At 64.5% G+C, this 15,582-nt stretch carries 18 protein-coding genes; 6 read left to right on the forward strand and 12 right to left on the reverse strand.

What is annotated here, in order from left to right:
* On the forward strand, window positions 1-192 hold a 192-nt coding region (locus DAT37_RS45395; protein ID WP_408637395.1), incomplete at its 5' end, for an SbtR family transcriptional regulator.
* Between the two features lie 163 nt (window positions 193-355).
* On the forward strand, window positions 356-586 hold the full coding sequence (locus tag DAT37_RS11885; protein ID WP_232839696.1) for a hypothetical protein: 231 nt from the start codon (window positions 356-358) through the stop codon (window positions 584-586).
* Window positions 587-852: 266 nt separating this feature from the next.
* Here DAT37_RS11885 and DAT37_RS11890 read toward each other — a convergent pair whose 3' ends face one another.
* The 6 genes from DAT37_RS11890 to DAT37_RS11920 all read right to left on the reverse strand — a co-directional run bounded on the left by DAT37_RS11890 (window position 853) and on the right by DAT37_RS11920 (window position 4,700).
* A complete protein-coding gene (locus DAT37_RS11890; protein WP_157978425.1) occupies window positions 853-1,290 on the reverse strand; it encodes a DUF3806 domain-containing protein in 438 nt (145 codons plus the stop codon).
* A 259-nt stretch (window positions 1,291-1,549) separates the two neighbouring features.
* Window positions 1,550-1,744, reverse strand: coding sequence for a bifunctional DNA primase/polymerase (locus tag DAT37_RS11895; protein WP_109524833.1), 195 nt, complete (start codon window positions 1,742-1,744; stop codon window positions 1,550-1,552).
* 2 nt (window positions 1,745-1,746) lie between these two features.
* Complete coding sequence (locus tag DAT37_RS46385) at window positions 1,747-2,004, reverse strand: bifunctional DNA primase/polymerase (RefSeq protein WP_408637396.1); 258 nt, start codon at window positions 2,002-2,004, stop codon at window positions 1,747-1,749.
* Window positions 2,005-2,107: 103 nt separating this feature from the next.
* A complete protein-coding gene (locus DAT37_RS45400) occupies window positions 2,108-2,461 on the reverse strand; it encodes a hypothetical protein (protein ID WP_109524835.1) in 354 nt (117 codons plus the stop codon).
* Between the two features lie 1,148 nt (window positions 2,462-3,609).
* Window positions 3,610-4,167 (reverse strand): hypothetical protein, encoded by a 558-nt coding sequence (locus DAT37_RS11915; RefSeq protein WP_109524837.1) that lies wholly within the window; start codon window positions 4,165-4,167, stop codon window positions 3,610-3,612.
* 41 nt (window positions 4,168-4,208) lie between these two features.
* Entirely contained in the window at window positions 4,209-4,700 is a 492-nt protein-coding gene (locus DAT37_RS11920) for a hypothetical protein (RefSeq protein ID WP_157978427.1), read from the reverse strand.
* A gap of 472 nt (window positions 4,701-5,172) precedes the next feature.
* Between DAT37_RS11920 and DAT37_RS11925 the strand changes: the two genes are divergently transcribed.
* The 4 genes from DAT37_RS11925 to DAT37_RS11940 all read left to right on the forward strand — a co-directional run bounded on the left by DAT37_RS11925 (window position 5,173) and on the right by DAT37_RS11940 (window position 8,027).
* Window positions 5,173-6,342: an ImmA/IrrE family metallo-endopeptidase gene (locus DAT37_RS11925; RefSeq protein ID WP_109524839.1), complete on the forward strand. Its 1,170-nt coding sequence runs from the start codon at window positions 5,173-5,175 to the stop codon at window positions 6,340-6,342.
* Entirely contained in the window at window positions 6,323-6,688 is a 366-nt protein-coding gene (locus DAT37_RS11930) for a hypothetical protein (RefSeq protein WP_109524840.1), read from the forward strand. The genes DAT37_RS11925 and DAT37_RS11930 overlap by 20 nt, the downstream gene beginning before the upstream one ends.
* A gap of 626 nt (window positions 6,689-7,314) precedes the next feature.
* On the forward strand, window positions 7,315-7,815 hold the full coding sequence (locus DAT37_RS44055) for a pentapeptide repeat-containing protein (RefSeq protein ID WP_198654203.1): 501 nt from the start codon (window positions 7,315-7,317) through the stop codon (window positions 7,813-7,815).
* Window positions 7,812-8,027, forward strand: a complete 216-nt coding sequence (locus DAT37_RS11940; protein WP_109524842.1) for a pentapeptide repeat-containing protein — start codon at window positions 7,812-7,814, stop codon at window positions 8,025-8,027. Before DAT37_RS44055 ends, DAT37_RS11940 begins: the two co-directional genes overlap by 4 nt.
* 826 nt (window positions 8,028-8,853) lie before the next feature.
* Here DAT37_RS11940 and DAT37_RS11945 read toward each other — a convergent pair.
* From DAT37_RS11945 to DAT37_RS11965, 6 genes are all read right to left on the reverse strand, one after another.
* On the reverse strand, window positions 8,854-9,138 hold the full coding sequence (locus DAT37_RS11945) for a hypothetical protein (RefSeq protein WP_109524843.1): 285 nt from the start codon (window positions 9,136-9,138) through the stop codon (window positions 8,854-8,856).
* A gap of 199 nt (window positions 9,139-9,337) precedes the next feature.
* Window positions 9,338-10,132 (reverse strand): hypothetical protein, encoded by a 795-nt coding sequence (locus tag DAT37_RS44060; RefSeq protein WP_157978428.1) that lies wholly within the window; start codon window positions 10,130-10,132, stop codon window positions 9,338-9,340.
* A 194-nt stretch (window positions 10,133-10,326) separates the two neighbouring features.
* Window positions 10,327-10,710, reverse strand: a complete 384-nt coding sequence (locus DAT37_RS11955) for a DUF3558 domain-containing protein (RefSeq protein WP_157978429.1) — start codon at window positions 10,708-10,710, stop codon at window positions 10,327-10,329.
* Entirely contained in the window at window positions 10,593-10,844 is a 252-nt protein-coding gene (locus DAT37_RS44875; protein WP_198654208.1) for a hypothetical protein, read from the reverse strand. The genes DAT37_RS11955 and DAT37_RS44875 overlap by 118 nt, the downstream gene beginning before the upstream one ends.
* Window positions 10,845-10,961: 117 nt before the next feature.
* Entirely contained in the window at window positions 10,962-13,874 is a 2,913-nt protein-coding gene (locus DAT37_RS44880) for an MBL fold metallo-hydrolase (RefSeq protein ID WP_198654204.1), read from the reverse strand.
* 434 nt (window positions 13,875-14,308) lie between these two features.
* Window positions 14,309-15,211, reverse strand: coding sequence for a hypothetical protein (locus DAT37_RS11965; protein ID WP_109524846.1), 903 nt, complete (start codon window positions 15,209-15,211; stop codon window positions 14,309-14,311).
* Window positions 15,212-15,582: the final 371 nt, after the last annotated feature.

Genomic DNA, 15,582 nt, shown 5'->3' on the forward strand with positions numbered 1-15,582 from the left:
GGCAGTGTGGAGGAACTGCTCGGCAGGGCTCGGCGCGCCGGAACCGTTCGCGCGGATGTGCGAAGTGATGAGCTGACGGCCCTGCTGAGCGTGGCCTGCCGGTCGGCGCTTACCGGCGGTTGGAGTGATGACCTGCGACAGCGAGCGGTGGCGATCATCTTGCGGGGGATGCGTCCCGGTATCCATCAGTGACCGCGGTGCACCGCTGGAAAAAGTTGGGCGGTGACCTCGCCGGGGTTGGCTCGCAGAGCGAGCCGGGACTCATGGCTGATGCGTTCACCGGTTGTGGCCATCCACCACCACCTCGGAACGCGGGCCCGGCGCAACTCGTGCCCGTCCCGACGCGGATTGCGCCGTGGAATTCCTGGAAGTCGCCGCGGTCAGGGAATACCCGGGCGGTTATTCCCTTCTGCGCGTGTACGAAGGCGGCTACATGGTGAATTTCTACAAGACCCGCACCCCGGCCGCCCGAGCGTGGAGCGCGGTGACACGCGGCGAATACTTCAGCTTGCTCCCCGAATACACACTCGGCGTTCCCGGCGACCGCAATCATTTTGTCCTACGTGATTTCTCCGGTCTTTCCTGACGAACACCGGCCCAGACGAGGACGGGCCCGGATCGACGACGGCGCTTCGTCTCTCCGGACCCGCGACAGCGCACGCGGTGCCTGTCATCGAGCGAGCGGCGGGAATTGAACCCGCGTAAACGGCTTTGCAGTTCGATCGTCGGCATCGTTGCAGGTCACGGCATCGTTGGGTGATGTTGGCACTGTGAGCCGACCTGGGAAAATGGCGGTTTGGACCGTTTGCGCGGTTGGCTGAGGTTGGGTCAACTGCGGACTGCATGCGGACGCTACCGACGTGTGACGCTGACACCTGCCGCCAGTTCAGCTTTCGCGAGAATCCGCGGCACGATGGGGGGCAGTGCTTCGTTGAAGTCTTCGTGGACTACATCCATGGGAGATACCGCGTGTCGCAGTCCGTCGCGGCCGGTGACCCTCAGGACGTAGTTCGATCTACGAGCATCCTCGACAATGTCCCATTCCGCGCCGAATTCTACGATGAGCACCTGGGCAACGTAGGCCGCCAGAGTGGTGTGCAGCCATACCCATTCGTCGTCGTCCAGATCGCCGTAGTCCTGACCCGCCACGAAGCTGTCGAGAATGGCGAGGAAGGCCAGTGGGTCCATGTCGAGATCGATACCCTCGGCATCGAGTGCGGCCGCAACTCCTGCCAGAGCCTCTCGCCGCTGACTCTCCCAGCGGGCAATCTGCAACTTCTGTGAAACCACGACACCAGCCTCTCACGGCTCGCGCCCGGGTGACTTCCCTTCCCCTGCTTCCTCGTCCTGGCCATTCCTGAGCGGAGGGAGGTCGTGTCAAAGGCGTTTTTGTTCTTGACTCTGCCGGGTGAGGTCAGACAATCGGGCCATGAGGTGGCAGGGGTTTCCGCAACGACTCGATGCCCGTCGACAAGGTGCTCGCTCCTCGACTGTCGGTCGTCTCGATTTCTGTTCAGCAGTTCGTCCAGGGTGCCGGTGATCCGGAATTTCACCGTGTTCTCTCTCCGATCAGCGCTGCCAGCCAGGCGGGCAGCATCGCGATGGGCATGTCGGTGTCGATGGTGTAGGCGCGGCCGTCGACAACCGAGCCGGGGCCGGCAAGGTAGCCGCCCAGCCTGATGCCGGGCCCGCGGATGTCGATCCCGGGCCCGAGCCGCGATGTCCCGCCCGACACCGACGCCATGGTCAGACTGGTGGCACACGAAAGTGCAAGTGGCGGAACGCATTCGGGGTTGCGACCGCGAAGGTGACCGGGTGGGGTTGGCTCCTCAGTCGGCACAGCGCAGCGAACCCGGCGACGCCGTCGGCTCCGGCGTTGATGCCGCGGTCGGTGTGGCGGCCCGGGTCGATGCCGACGATCCCGGACGCGCGGCAGCCGATACCGATGTTGGCTCTAGTCGGCCACGCCGCGCGGATGGCGTCGGTGTCGCCGGTGAGCAGGATGTGCTGCCACCCGCCGCGGCGGTCTTCTGCCCGGGTGGGAGCGGGAACACGGTCAGACCGCGTGCCAGCAGCGAGATCGGGTCGAGGACCGGGTGTTCGATGGTCATTCGTCGCACCGGCAGTCGTAGCCCGTGGTGGTGTCGCCGCCGCATTCCGGGCAGGCGTTCCGGTCGGCGCGGTCGTCTTCGTGCATGTACTCGTGGTGGCGCCACCCGATGCACCTGCGGTCACAGCCGCAGCCATCGCACTCCGGGCAGGTCATACCCACTGTCCAGTGGCACCGATCGCACAGTGATCGGTTGAGCGGGTCGTCGTAGACGGCTTGGGCCTCGGCGAAACTCATGTCGTCGCTTTCGGCGCGGGCATGGATTTCGATCACCTCGGCGCGGGCCTGCTGATACAGCAGGCCACGGTCGGCGGCGCGGGCGCGGGTCAGCGCGCGGGTTTCGCGGGGCATAAAGGGTGCTCGCTCTCCGGTGAGGTGCGCCCACGCCGACCCCGCCACAGCGATATCGACGCCACAGCAGCAAGTTCTGGACCGCGGAGTCTGAGACGTCTTCGCCCGTGGAGCACTCGCGCCCGGCGTGGGCGGCCGAGTACGGACCGGCTGGCGGACAACCGCGCACCAGCATATCGATCACCACCGACACACCACGCGCGCATCGTCGGCCAGCGGACGGCACGGGTGTCAGCTCGGTCGATCGATGAGCCCTACCGATTCGGGGGCCTCGACGCGCGACCACAAGGACCCGATCGCGACCTTCTCGCTTTCCGCGTATCGAATCACCGGCGTGGCCGGTGAGCCGACATACCTGCCTCGTGGATACGAGCAGCCCGCGGTCCAGATGCGTTGCCGTCCCCGGCATCCCAACGGGCATGCCAGCACTGCGACCGCCCCGGGGTCGGGCCGCCATAGGTGTCGGGGTCCTCGGTAGAACCTCCTCAGGATGCCGTAGCGGTCGCTCGAGCAGTTCGTGACCGGCATGTCGGGGATCGGCGCGGTCCGTTTCAGCGCGCCGACGCCGGAATCGGTGAAGCGATCGGCCCTGCCGTCGAAGGGTTGATGCGGGAGGCGCCGTGTGCAGTGGCAAGATCTCCTGGTTCAGGGAGGAGATGTCGTGAGCCGCTTGGCGGTTGGGGTTTTCATCGTGGGTGTTGCGGTGGCGGGGTGTTCGTCGGAATCGCCGGCCACAGCGGGGCCGGAGACGTTCTCGGCGAGCGGGGGTGTGGTGAACCTCGAGGTCGATATCCACGACCTCGACTCTCCCGAGGACGCCGCGCGGCGTGGCATCCGCTGTCAGGGATATCGATCGTCGCTCGTCCAGCAGGGCAGCCTGGTGTCACTCATCGGCCCTGATGGCAACACGCTCACCAGCGCGAAACTCGACTCGGGCCGTTGGCGGACCGGGCAGGTGGGGTTGTGTGTATCCGTTCAGTTTTACCGAGGCCCCTGCCGGTCAGGGCTCGTACCGGATCATGCTGGGAGGGCGGCTGATCGGCGGTCCGTACACCGAGAACGAGGCGCGAACGATGCAGCTACACCCGTCCTGGACACCTAGTCGGTAGACGACCGGGGCGGCAAGCCGCGACTTCGCCCAGGTGCGCTCATCGCCTGACAGGTGCAATGAGCCGGTCCGGCTTGGCCCAACGCTCGTGTGCGGACTGGCGACTCATGCCCGCGGCTGTCCCGATGGCTCCCCAGGAAGCGCCGGCTGCCCGGGCTTCGCGTACGGCATCGGTGAGCCGGGCCTGCGCGTCGGCGACCTCGCGCGCGGCGAGCTCGATCTCGTAGGTGCCGCGCGTCGGTGCGATGTGGTCGAGCCAGTCGAGCATGATCTGGTCCTCGGCGGCCTCGTCGAGACCGTAAGGGTCGGGCGCGTACACGCGACGGCGTGCAGGATCGGCCTCTTCCGCTGTCGCGACTCTCGTCCACCTCGGCCCGTTCCAGCACCGCCTGCTGTGGTGGCGCAGGTCGGAGCAGATCGCTCTGAAGGCGACCACGTCACCCCAGGACCGGGTCTGCCAGTCGTCGATAGGCAGTTGGCTGTCGTCGGCGCGTTCGGTGACCTTCGGTCCACCTCCCCAGCTGCTGCCGTACCAACCATCGGCGAAGACATGAACCACCACGCCCTCGTGGCGCCCGTCGTCGCTCTCTCGCCCCATGATCGTCCCCAATCGACAGTTTGTCAGGATTTCCTGACAGCTTAGCTGCGTGCACCGGGGCGAAGAAGGCCGTCGACTAGCTGGTCAGCACTGTCCGGCCGCGGATCCATACGGCGTTCGGATTCCATCATCTGCTGTGCGGCGTCGGGGGTCGGCTGATCGGCGGGTCCGCTGATGACGACCAGGCCCGCGCCGATGTGGTGCAGACCCGCGACCCGCTCGCGCCACGCTGTATCGGCTTCCACGCCGCCGGAATAGATCTCGCCGAGTCCGGCCGGGCCGGTGACCCGCACCGGGGTCAGGCCTGGGCCGATGATGTCCGTCCAGTCCTGCGCCGGGTCGCCGAGGAAGTCGGTGTCGAGCATCGGCTGCGCGCCGTGCTCGAGCAGTGCGGTGGTCCAGGCGTCCGCGGTGAACAGCGTGCCGGATTCGGCGATGTGCACGCTACGGAATCGGGACAGCACGATGATGACCGGTGTGGTGCCGATGATGGCGGTGAAGGTCGTTGCCTGCTCGATCTCGGGCGTGGCCATGCCGACCGACATTACCGCCGCGTGGACCGGAAATCGACGCTCGGATCCGCCGACAACCCGTCCGCGAACCTCGTCTGCGGCGTCGAACCGCGCGAGGATCGCGGCACACCGGGTTGCGGCACACCGGACACCGCGTCGATGACGAACCCGTCTGGCCCAGATGAATTCGAAAACGAGGCGTCGCGGACGATTTGAGGAGCGGCGGCGAGGTATCGCTGAGCCCTCGGCGACACCGACTTACCGGCGGGGCGGTGATCGCAGCGGTAGGCTTTCCTGGTCGAGCCCGACATCGAGAGGCTGGCTGGGGGATGGTCGATCGTACTGAGGTCCAGGTGATTTGCGACCGGACAGAAATTCGCGCGTCGCTTCGATGCTTGTGCCACGGCCGGGTACGGCCCTTTCTGCCGAGCGATCGTGCTTCCGAACACATTGCGTGGTGGAGAGTTTCGGCCGTCGGTCGCGGTGAGCGCGTATGAAGCGACAAGACAGATGGTTCACCGATGGTGAAGGCTATACCCCGTTCTTGCTGGAGGCGTCCCGGAAGCCCGATCTCGACGTGAGCGCGCACTTCGATGCCGACAGGCCGTTGCACCATGTCGGATTGGTCCACTACCTCCTCAGGTCGGCGGTCGTCTTGCACCGTCAGGCCAAGAACAAGGACGTCAAACAGTGGCTGGCTTTCAGCCAGCAATGCTACGAATTGGCGCTCGCGACCGGCCCGACCCTGCAAGAATCGCAGGGCTCGGGCCTACCACTGCCACGATGGGCCGAACTCAGTCGGACTGCCATCGCCGATGCGTTGCGTTCGAGCTACCCGATGGTCGACCAGGTGCGAATTGTCGCCACCACTGATGCCCGACTTCACGCGAGAACCTTTCACTCGACGAGGACGATTCAGGTTTCCGCGCTGATGCGCGAGTACCTGCGATCGTTCAATCTCTTCATCTGGAATATCCAGTTCACCATCACCGAACGCCCCAAGATCGACCTACATACCGAAATCAGCGAATTCACGAAAGTGTGGCTCGAACACGTCGTCACTCTCTACCGAGGTGCCTCGCCGAGCTCCATGGCAGTGATGCGCGCATACTCCGAGCAGGCTTTCTTCTGGACTCTCGTCACCACCGGAATCCAACTCAATTTCATCCTCGCGCACGAATATGCCCACATCGTCCTGCACGGAGGAGCCGTAGGCCGCAAAACACAGCACGAAGACGAAGCAGACGCCTTCGCGGTCGAACTCCTGCTCGGGGAGCCATTCTGCGGTGAAAAGGGGGTCTCGCCGGGCGATCTGTGGATGGCGATCGACTGGCTCTTCGGATTCATGGAGCTCGAACGCATCATCGGCGCGGCCCTCAACGAGTACGAGGTCGACTGGGACCAGTCGAGCTTGAGGCATCGACGAGACGCACTACGACCCTTCTTCGGAAAGGCCGACATTTCGCGCACGGACAACAACCTCGCCGCCATTGGCTCTCTACTTATCCGCGACGTCAAGAACGAGTTGAGAACTTCGCAACGAATCCGAATCGAGGAATACTCGAAAGAATGGCTCGAAATATTCGGATACGGCGTACCTGTTTTCAAGACGGAAGAATATTACAAAAAGAGATTGAGATTTCATGACAAATACGGAAAATGAATCCGACAGTGGCCGTGAGACGTTCACTCTCGAGCTGGAGATCGACGGGGCTCCGGGTGCGGAGACTGCGCTGTTCGAACAACGAGGATGGGTCGGCGAAGGCCGGTTCGAAGCGATTTCCATATCGCTGGACAGTGAGGAGGACGGCCACGGATTCGGAGTCTCCGAGATCGTGACGATCATCGTCTCGATACCGGCAGGAGTCGCGACGAGCCTGGTCACCGACGCGGTCAGGACGGCGGTCGGCCGGGTGATCCGCAGTGTCAAAGGACGAACCCGCCACGGCGAAGGCAGCCGCGAGGGTTTGAACGACGTCATCGACTCCGAGCGTCACGACAACCCTTGAGAGGTTGTCGCGCGTCCGCGGTGGCCCATTCGATGGGGCACCGTTCGGCCGGTTCTGCGGATCCCGTTTCAGGGGAAGCGACTCCGGGCTATGTTGGCGACGACGGACCGGGTTGGGGGAGACTGGATGACCACGGCGGGAACGTCTTCCGGACGGCGTCGAGGTGGCCCGACTGCGAGACGCGGCCGCTCGCTACACCCACCCATACCTCCCGAGCCTCCATCGCCACCACCCGCTCCGGAAGACCCACCCGCGGGGCCGGTCTCACGTGCGGGCTTGCTGCATTGGTCGGGGTGGCCCAAACTCGGTGCGGCGCTGACCACGATCGCCACGCTCATGGTGGCGGTGGGAACCGTGGGTGCTCTCTACTCACCAACCAATCTCTGCGTGCGACCAACGGCCAATACGGGCTCTCGCAACAGAACGCGTTCATCGACCGATTCCGCCTGGCCGCCGAACAACTGGCCTCCGACAAGATCAATGTCCGACTTTCCGGGGTCTACCTGCTCGAACGCCTCGCCGATGACTCCCCGAACGATTACGAGACAGTGTTCGCGGTCATCGCGGCATTCGTTCGCACCCAGGCCCCCGCGGCCGGATGTCCGAACCAGGACGATGCGAGACCGGTGGACATCGAAGCCGCGCTGACCACTATCGGGCGTCGGAGCGCCACCCGCGATCGTGACACCGACAAAATAGACCTCCACGCGACATGCCTTGCACGCGCGAGGCTGAAAGGCGCGAACCTGTTCGCCGTGGACCTCACCGGCGCGAACCTCAACGGCGCGGACCTGGACGAGGCGAACCTCGGCAACGCGGACCTGACGAATGCGAACCTCGCCACGGCACACCTGGACGAAGCGAACCTCAACGGCGCCCACCTGGTCGGGGCGAACCTCAGCGGTGTGGGCCTGACCGGCGCGGACCTGACAGGCGCGGACCTGGGAAGTACGAACCTCGCCGTGGCGAGTATGCGAAATGCGAACCTCACCAGAGCGAATCTGAGTGGCGCGACCCTGCCTGCCACAAGCCTGCGCGACGCCGATCTGAACGGTGCGGACCTGTCTTTCACCAAGCTCACCAGCGTGGACTGGTCAGGGAGAACCTCACCAGCGCGGGACAGATGAGCGTGGACCTCACCGGCGCGAGCCTGCGCGGCGCGTCCCTCATGGGCGCGAATCTCGGCAGCGCCAGCCTGACCGGCACGAACCTGGCTGGCGCGGACCTACGCGTGGCGGACCTACGCGGCGTAGACCTCACCGCCGCAAACCTCACCGACACCGTCCACGACGACGACACCCGATGGCCCCCAACATTCGTGCCGCCGCCGTCACGGTAAGCGGCCGTGTCGACGTGGCCGGATGATACGGCGTTCAGCACCAGTCGGCGCGCCTGTCCACGCCAACCCGCCTGCACGCAAGTACTTTTCGCATGCCATCGGAAACATTGGACTCGGCCACCTCGGCGCAACCGGCGCCAGCCGGGCAGCGCGCCGCACGCCCTCGGAGCCGATAACGGTCAGGACTGCCCTGCACGGCCGGGAGTGAGGCGGTTCCGTGATACACACGAGTACAGGACAATTCGACCGCGCCGGGCATGAAGATCGCCCCTGAGGCAGTCGAGGCGATCGAGACAGCCACTGCCGATATGCGACACGGTTCGATGCGTTCACGTCCGGGGCGACCTGAGCCAGCAGTCTCGTCGAACCCCTATCTGAGGCATTCAGCATCGATCCGCGCACAGCTGAGGGTATCCCTGACATAAAGTCACGTGACGATCCACTGAAGCTGAGGGCGAAGGTGGGACTGCGGATCATCCAGTCGGTCCACCGATCGAGCAACACGCCGCGCGGAGACCGCGGTGCGGTTGCGGCAGCGCGCGAACATCCACAATCGGGGGTGGGCCAGCGGCACGCCGGAAAACATTGCGGCGAAATTTCTGATCGTCGATCACGGTAGCAAACTTTAGTAGAACTGCGGGGATAACTCGTTTCGGGTGGTTGGGAGAGTAGGTCGGTGCTAAGTAGTAGTGCGGCGTCGATCTTTTCGTCCAACAGCGCGAACAGTGCGTCGATGTCGGTGCTGGCTTCGCGGTCACGGGCGCGCGCGGCCAGACCGCGTGCGAGGTAGCCGTCGTCGAGGTCGACCGTGGCGCGCGCTGACGGCCTATCGGGCGGTTTCCAGCCGTGTCGCGGCCAGTGCGGCGAGGGGATAGGGAGTGAGCCGGTCAAGGGTGTCGGGTTCGTCGTTGGGGGTGCCGTAGGCGTCGAAGTCGGTGACGCAGGGCAGCCGGTCGTAGCGTTCGGGGCACGGTGGGGTGTCGCCGGGGTGGCCGGTGAGGATGCGTTGCAGGTGGTAGGAACCGGTGGGTTGGGCGGCGACGGTGACGAGTTCGCTCCAGTCGCGCAGGATCAGCACCACGGTCGCGAGGACCAGAGACTTCGGCGACACGGGCCAAGCGGTGCCGCCGCGACAATGAACCGTCCGAGCTGGGACGCTGTTCATCCGACCGGCGGTGTTCTCATCGCCGACGGCCCGAACGATCGCGTTCGCTGGTGCACGATCTGACAGGGGCTCGCTGATCGCGGTCAATCCGGAGGCACAGTATCGGGATCCGAAGGCTACCGGACACTCCTGAAACCTGCTGCCATCACCTGCCAAGGAGTGCTGCCACGCGCTCTTGTACGAGGTCCACGTCGTCGATTGCGACGCTCCATTGAGCTTCCAAGTCTTTACTGAAGTAGCCATAGGGCGTTTCATTTGGGTTGCGGGTGCGCTCGAAGGACATCACGGTGCCCTTTCCGATGAACTGGCTGACTGCCAGCGGCTGGACGCGAACATGCGGGTTCCGGCGCACCAGGTTGGGTGCGTTCGGATCACCGACGAGAATGCCGAAGTAGGGCGGCAGCTCAGTCATGAAGCGAACTCGCACAAGAGGATGCGTATGCAGGTCCGCCCCGATAATTGCGTCGAGAGCAACGAGAGCCTCATTACAATTGGTTCGCCAATAGCTCATCCATTCCGCATTATGACTTGCCCATGAATTATTCAGCGAGCTGGCAACCTTCGTCGGGTGAATCAGCATGACACGAAGTGTGTGGCCTTCATCGACGAATCGGAGGATCGCGTCACGATGGTGCTGGAACAGCTGATCGAGGATGCCCGAGATCAGAATCGGGCCGTGCGCGTTCGTGATCACCTGATCTGGCGCAACGCGATACGCGGTATTGGTGCGATGCTCTACGTCGATCAGCGCTGTTCGGCGCCTTGAAGCGGCCAATGACGAGTTTCTCGCAGTAGGGCGGAAATAGGGCCAAACTGCAGACGTGAATATCAGGAAGAATACGGGGGTGAAAATCAGCGCCAGCCGCACTCCCCATACCCCAAATGCCACCACCTGGAGGATGCTGGCGACTAAGCCTATCACGGCAGCGAAGGCCTGCATGGACGGTGCGCGTGAATCGCGAGCCCTTCGATTCACGAATCTTCCCGCAGCACTCACTCTTCCAAGCATGATCTCAGTATTCGTCACACCGAGCAGGTATGTACCCGCTATCCGCGAATCCGGAGACCTGAACTACAGCCAGACAACGTCGACCCGCAGGTCGGCCAAACGGCGGATCGTCATATCTAGAGGACTCATTTCGGGAGGTGTGGTTCGAGTGCCTGTGCGAATTGTTGTGCGATCTGGCATGGTTCGCCGACTCGTGTGCCTTCGTCGCTGAGCCATCCGGCGTTGACTTCGAACATACCTTGTTGAGCGTCGAAGGACACGTAGCAGGTACCTGGGTCGAGTCGTTCACGGGACACCAGGCCTTGGCGTTTGTTGACTGGGGTGTCGCCGAGGATGACCGCGTTCTCCTTCGTGCGTAGTTCGTAGAGGGTGTGGCTGGTGGAGAAGAGAGTCACGACCAGTTTGGCGGATCCGTGCTGGCGAACATCGAGAGGTCGCCAGTTGCAGACCCGCCACGACGCGGGACCTTCGGGTGCGTCGGTGACGACATGTCTGGTGGCCGGGTCCAAACCGGCCGACGCAGGGCCTCGTCGAACTCTTCTCCCCGACACGGGTTGAACACAACGATCTGGTCGATGTCCCGGGCGGCCACTACCGCCTGCCCGGCCACGGTGTTCGTGCAGCCGGGCAGCAGGAAGAACACAGCAACGCCGGACCTTAAGGCGCTTCTACCCCAACGCATTCGAAATGCTTTCCCCATCAGGGCGGTCTCCCGCCGTGTCGAGCCCGAAGACTACCGCAGACCTGTTCGGTGGTGCGGTCAGTGTGTGACCGGGATCCATCGTGCGATGCCGTCCTGGTCGGTGACGGTGCCGAACTGGCGGTCGGCGAAGTGGCCGCCGAAGCCCAGTGTCGCGGGCTGCTGGAGTTCCCGGATGAGCCGGTGTCTGGTCTGGACGGCTTGTGCGCGGTCGTGGTCGACGGCGCAGACCAGGTCGGGGTGGGTGATCTGTAGGTCGGAGTGCATGGCGTCGCCGAGCACGATCAGGCGTTCACCGCGGGAGACGATGTCGTAGCCGAGGTGGCCCAGGGTGTGTCCGGGCAGCGATAACGCCCGTACTCCGGGGAAGATCTCGTCGCCTGGGTCGACGGTGACGACCTGGTCGGTGAAGGGTTCGAGCATGGCGGCCAGTGTGCCTTGGTCGTGGGCGAGGTCGTGTCGGTCCCAGTCGGGTGTGGAGACGGCGACTTGCGCGTCGATCAGTGGTGGTGTGCTCGATCCGGGTGGGGTTTGCCAGAGTAGGCCGAGGTGGTCGGCGTGTAGGTGGGTGATCGCGACGGTGTCGATGTTGTTCGGGTCGACACCGAGGGCGTTCAGGTTGGCGAGCATCGCGCCGCCTTGAAGGGTGCCGAACTCGGTTTCGACTTCGGTCAACCCGAACGGTTGACCGAATCCTGCGTCGATCAGCGTCGCCCGGTCTCGGTGTTGGACGAGTAGTCCGCCGACGCTGGCGGTGAGAGACCCGTCGGTGAGGTAGTCGCTGTTGTCGGTCCAGAAATCTTCGGTGCTGTCGGGGAACCACTTTCGGGCATCCAATGGCGTGTGCCCGTCGGGGATGTAGGTGACTGTCAGATCACCGACTCGAGTGCTGCGCAGAGGCGCGGGGGTGAGCAGACGTCGGTCGCCGAGGACAGTCATGTGGGGGTCTCCGTCTGGGAACGTGTCAGCGTTCCCGTCGTTGCAGGACCGGCCGTGAGGCGACCGGATTTGGTTGGTCGGGGTGGAGAAGGACCCGGTGGGTGTCGATCGGGGTTGCCGGGCGGTGACCTTCTCTGGTCTTTCCAGATAACTGGACCGGCCTCGCTGTGACAACCGCTCGAAGTCCCCCAATTTGAGGGCATTTTCGGGGATCTCGGAGCCATCAATCGTCTGAGGCGCGATGTCGCATTCGCCGGCGGTGGCCGCGCCGGTCGGCGTCGGCGGTTGTGGTGATCGGTGTGTTCCGCACTGTAAGTGCTGCATACCTCGATGCAAGGTTGCTGGTGCGGTGGCCAGGACCGTCCAGTCTCGCGGTGTCGCCGTGTGCGCGAGTGCGTGTTCGGCGGCCCGCGTGATGTGTTCACGTCGAGCCAGCCACCTACGCCAGCCGAGAAGCTCGGCGCTGTCGAGGCTGCGCAGCATTCGTCGACGGCGTCTGCGATGCGTGGTCTGTTCGGCGGGGGTGCAGGTGTTCCACCAACTGCGTTGGAACCGGTAGCTGCGTAGAACTTTCGCTTCGGGAGAGTGCTCGGGTAGAGCTGGCGGCAGGGGTTGGGTGGTCCAGTGCAGGCGGTCGGTGTTCAGGCGGCGTTGGAGGCGTTCGGGGTTGCAGTGCCCGAGCGGGGGAGGGGTGCTACAGCTACTGGTGGAAGTTTCCTGACCCGTCTGCTCGAGATAGGCAGCTGCGGCCGGTCCGGTGCGGTAGCTGCGACTCGGTGTGGCACCGCGTTCGAAGGTGTGGGCTACTTCGAGCAGGCCGGCGTTGATCGCGATGGTGAGGGCGGACTGTACCGTCTTGGGGTCGAGTCGGGCACGCAGTGCCAGCGTTCGGATGCTGACGGCGCCTTGGTGTCGAACGATCGCTGGCGCGAGGGCGTAGAGAACGGCGGCGACACTGTGGCGTTGTTGAGGTCGACGGGCTCGCACGGCTGCGGATGCTTCTGCGGCTCCGAGCAAACCTGCTCGCATGGTGTTGATCGCGGAGTCAGGTGGCGTGCCTGTGGGTGTGTCGACGCGGTAGCGGCGGGGCCTGGTGGTGCGGGCTTCGGCGACGGCGCGTTCCCACAGTCCTTGCCATCCGTCGCGTGTGAGTCTGCGGCAGCCCGACGGTGCCGCGGTTTGTGCTCGCTGCCAGGCTTCCTCGGCGGTGGCGCCTTGTTCGGCGGCGACGGTGGTGACCGCGGGCATCCAGAGATAGCGTCGCCACCACAGTTGTCCGCGTTGAGCGGACTTCCCGGCAGCGAATCCCCGGTGGTTCCATGCCTGGGTCGCGGTGTAGCCAAGTCTGGCCATGGCGCAGGCGAGTCCGTATTCACGTCCGGACCGGGACTGATCGCGCGGCCCGATCACCGCACGCCCGGGTGAGCGGCGCACGGTCGGCTGCGGATGGCTGACTCTGGTGTGCGGTGTTCGGGCTTCGAGCACGTGGCGTGGTGTCATCGTCGTCGTGATGACGGCGGCGGTTCGTCCGGCTCGGTGGGGCGCCGTGAGCAGCCGCAGCGCTTTGCCGGTGCGGTTGTCGATCGGGACACGGAATCGACGGGCCAGGCTCCGGCACAGTCGGTTCCAGGACTGGTCGTGTTGTGGATCGGGCGCGACGGTGAGGACGTGGCGGCCTCCCGGGCGGCCGGACTCGCGTACCAGGTAGGGCAGTTGGTTCTCGACGCACCAGCGGACGAGGATCTCCGCGCAAACGTCGGCGAGGATCTCGTCGGCGGGATCGGGATCGATGTCGGCGGCCAATATTCCCGGCCTCAGCATCGCCGCGATGGTGACGGCTGGTCCGTCTCGGACCGCGGCGCTGGCCTCGTGCGGGTCGCGAGCGATTCCCACGCTGTCGTTGTCGGGCTTGATCAGCACGTACGGTGCGGTGAACAGTACGTGGTCGAGCGCGCCGAGTAGCGTCGCGGAACAGGCTCTGCGGGTGGCTGACACGGCATGGGGGCGTGCGGTATCGTCAGACCTGTCGTTCACGACTGGTCCTCTCGTGTTGGGGGAGTGTCAGTTCGGCGGTAAGGCGTGCGGCCTTGCCGGTGTTGGACTGTGAAGCCCTTGGCGTTGCCTGCCAGGGGCTTCCGACATTTCCGGAGTGCCGAACTGTCGTATCGAGTTGTGCGGTGCGCGGATCGAATCCGCTCCCAGGCCTACATCCCGGGCGGTTGGATCGTCGGGATACTCCTCGATGATGTGCGGAAGGTAAGTCGATGGAACCGAAGCGACGTGGCTAGAAGGCCGCAGATGCACACGGCGACAGTGGAAGTCACGCGCGGAATGCGGCTTCGACGCACGGCGATTCGGTGCTGTGTGTGAATTCCCCGTGTTCGTTCATGGTCGCGTAATCGCCGAGTGCGCGTTGCGTTCGGTGATCGATGCTTGCGGGTAAGCGTTCAAGGTTTTCGACGGGGTGGTCAACGTCGCGAGGCTCCCAATATGGGGGTGTTCAGCGGTACGAGATCGCGTTGATATGTCGCGACCGCGCAGTTGTGTAACCGCCGCAGCACCTCGTTGCCCGGCCCGGACCGTGGGAGTGGCCGGTAGAGCGCGTACACGGTGTGCGCGGGCCCGCGCAGATGCTGGTTACGGCGACTGCTGCGAACCCGGTACCTGATTGCGCGACCGTCCTCGGCATCCCAGACAGCGATGCTGACGTCGTCGATCACGTGCCGCGGTGGATCGGTATTCCAGAGCCGATCGAAATCGGTTGCATGCCGGTATGTTTCGACCAGGGCGGCGAACCGCTCGGGATCGGTGAACGGTCGCATGATCCTCAGTTCGAACAACAGCGCATGGACGAGGTCGAGACGGTTCTCGATGCGTTCGCTGGTGTCGTCGAGTAGGTATTCGATCAGATTGACCGACCCGGGCTGGTCGTGGACGCCAGGGTCGGGGACCAAACCCGGCAGTCGCGCGGCCCACTGCCGGTTGACGGCCACGATGTCGGAGTAGGGGAATTCGAGCAGTGCGGCGGGACCGCGCTGATTTTCGAGGTGGTCTCGGTCGTCATCGGTGACGGCGACCAGTCGATGTCGTGGAGCGGCTGGAACGATTTCGGGTCTGGCCAACGCGATGAGTGCCTCGGCGACGATCCTGCTGTCGGGGATATTCACCAGGATCCGCTCGACCGATTCCGGTGAGAGTTCTCGTTCGTGTCGCTCCCATTTCTGGACCGCGCCGGCATGAGCTCCGATGGCAGCCGCGAAATCCGGGCGGGTCATTCTGGCGCTGGTACGGATCCAACGCACATAGTCACCGATGTGCGAGGGTTCGCTGCCGGTATTGAGCGGCGGAACCGCGAATCTGGAATTAGCCATGATCTCCCCTCCGGCAGATGCCGAGACGAACACGCCCAGGGCGGGCGACAAGTCGGTACGCGATGTCGGGCCCGGGCCGGCGGTCGATGCTCCTTTCGGCGTGTATGGCGCTGATCTGCCCAGCCCGGCGACAACCGACCCACAGTAGTGGGGATTCGAGAAAACGAGTTCCCCCAATTTGGGGGACTTTCGGCCCGAGGCCCCCGCAGCGGGACACTTCCGACCGGGTATCGCGGGAGTGACCAGGCCGGACACAGTGTTGGAGGGCATCTCAGCCGGAGGCTGGTTGAGGCCATGGGATTTCGTTGCTGCGCAAAGCGGGATTGACAGCACGGTAGGTATGGTTCGATTCCTCGTGTGTAGCGATTCAG

Source organism: Nocardia aurea, assembly GCF_003123685.1.
Lineage (GTDB): Bacteria > Actinomycetota > Actinomycetes > Mycobacteriales > Mycobacteriaceae > Nocardia > Nocardia aurea.

What these genes read in the sequence shown, in the direction of transcription:
- DAT37_RS11895 (WP_109524833.1), bottom strand. Translation starts at nt 1,744, where the DNA reads ATGGCGTCGGTGTCGGGCGGGACATCGCGGCTCGGGCCCGGGATCGAC.
- DAT37_RS11915 (WP_109524837.1), bottom strand. Translation starts at nt 4,167, where the DNA reads ATGGGGCGAGAGAGCGACGACGGGCGCCACGAGGGCGTGGTGGTTCAT.
- DAT37_RS11920 (WP_157978427.1), bottom strand. Translation starts at nt 4,700, where the DNA reads ATGGCCACGCCCGAGATCGAGCAGGCAACGACCTTCACCGCCATCATC.
- DAT37_RS11925 (WP_109524839.1), top strand. Translation starts at nt 5,173, where the DNA reads ATGAAGCGACAAGACAGATGGTTCACCGATGGTGAAGGCTATACCCCG.
- DAT37_RS11930 (WP_109524840.1), top strand. Translation starts at nt 6,323, where the DNA reads ATGACAAATACGGAAAATGAATCCGACAGTGGCCGTGAGACGTTCACT.
- DAT37_RS11965 (WP_109524846.1), bottom strand. Translation starts at nt 15,211, where the DNA reads ATGGCTAATTCCAGATTCGCGGTTCCGCCGCTCAATACCGGCAGCGAA.
- DAT37_RS11940 (WP_109524842.1), top strand. Translation starts at nt 7,812, where the DNA reads ATGAGCGTGGACCTCACCGGCGCGAGCCTGCGCGGCGCGTCCCTCATG.
- DAT37_RS44060 (WP_157978428.1), bottom strand. Translation starts at nt 10,132, where the DNA reads ATGCAGGCCTTCGCTGCCGTGATAGGCTTAGTCGCCAGCATCCTCCAG.
- DAT37_RS45400 (WP_109524835.1), bottom strand. Translation starts at nt 2,461, where the DNA reads ATGCCCCGCGAAACCCGCGCGCTGACCCGCGCCCGCGCCGCCGACCGT.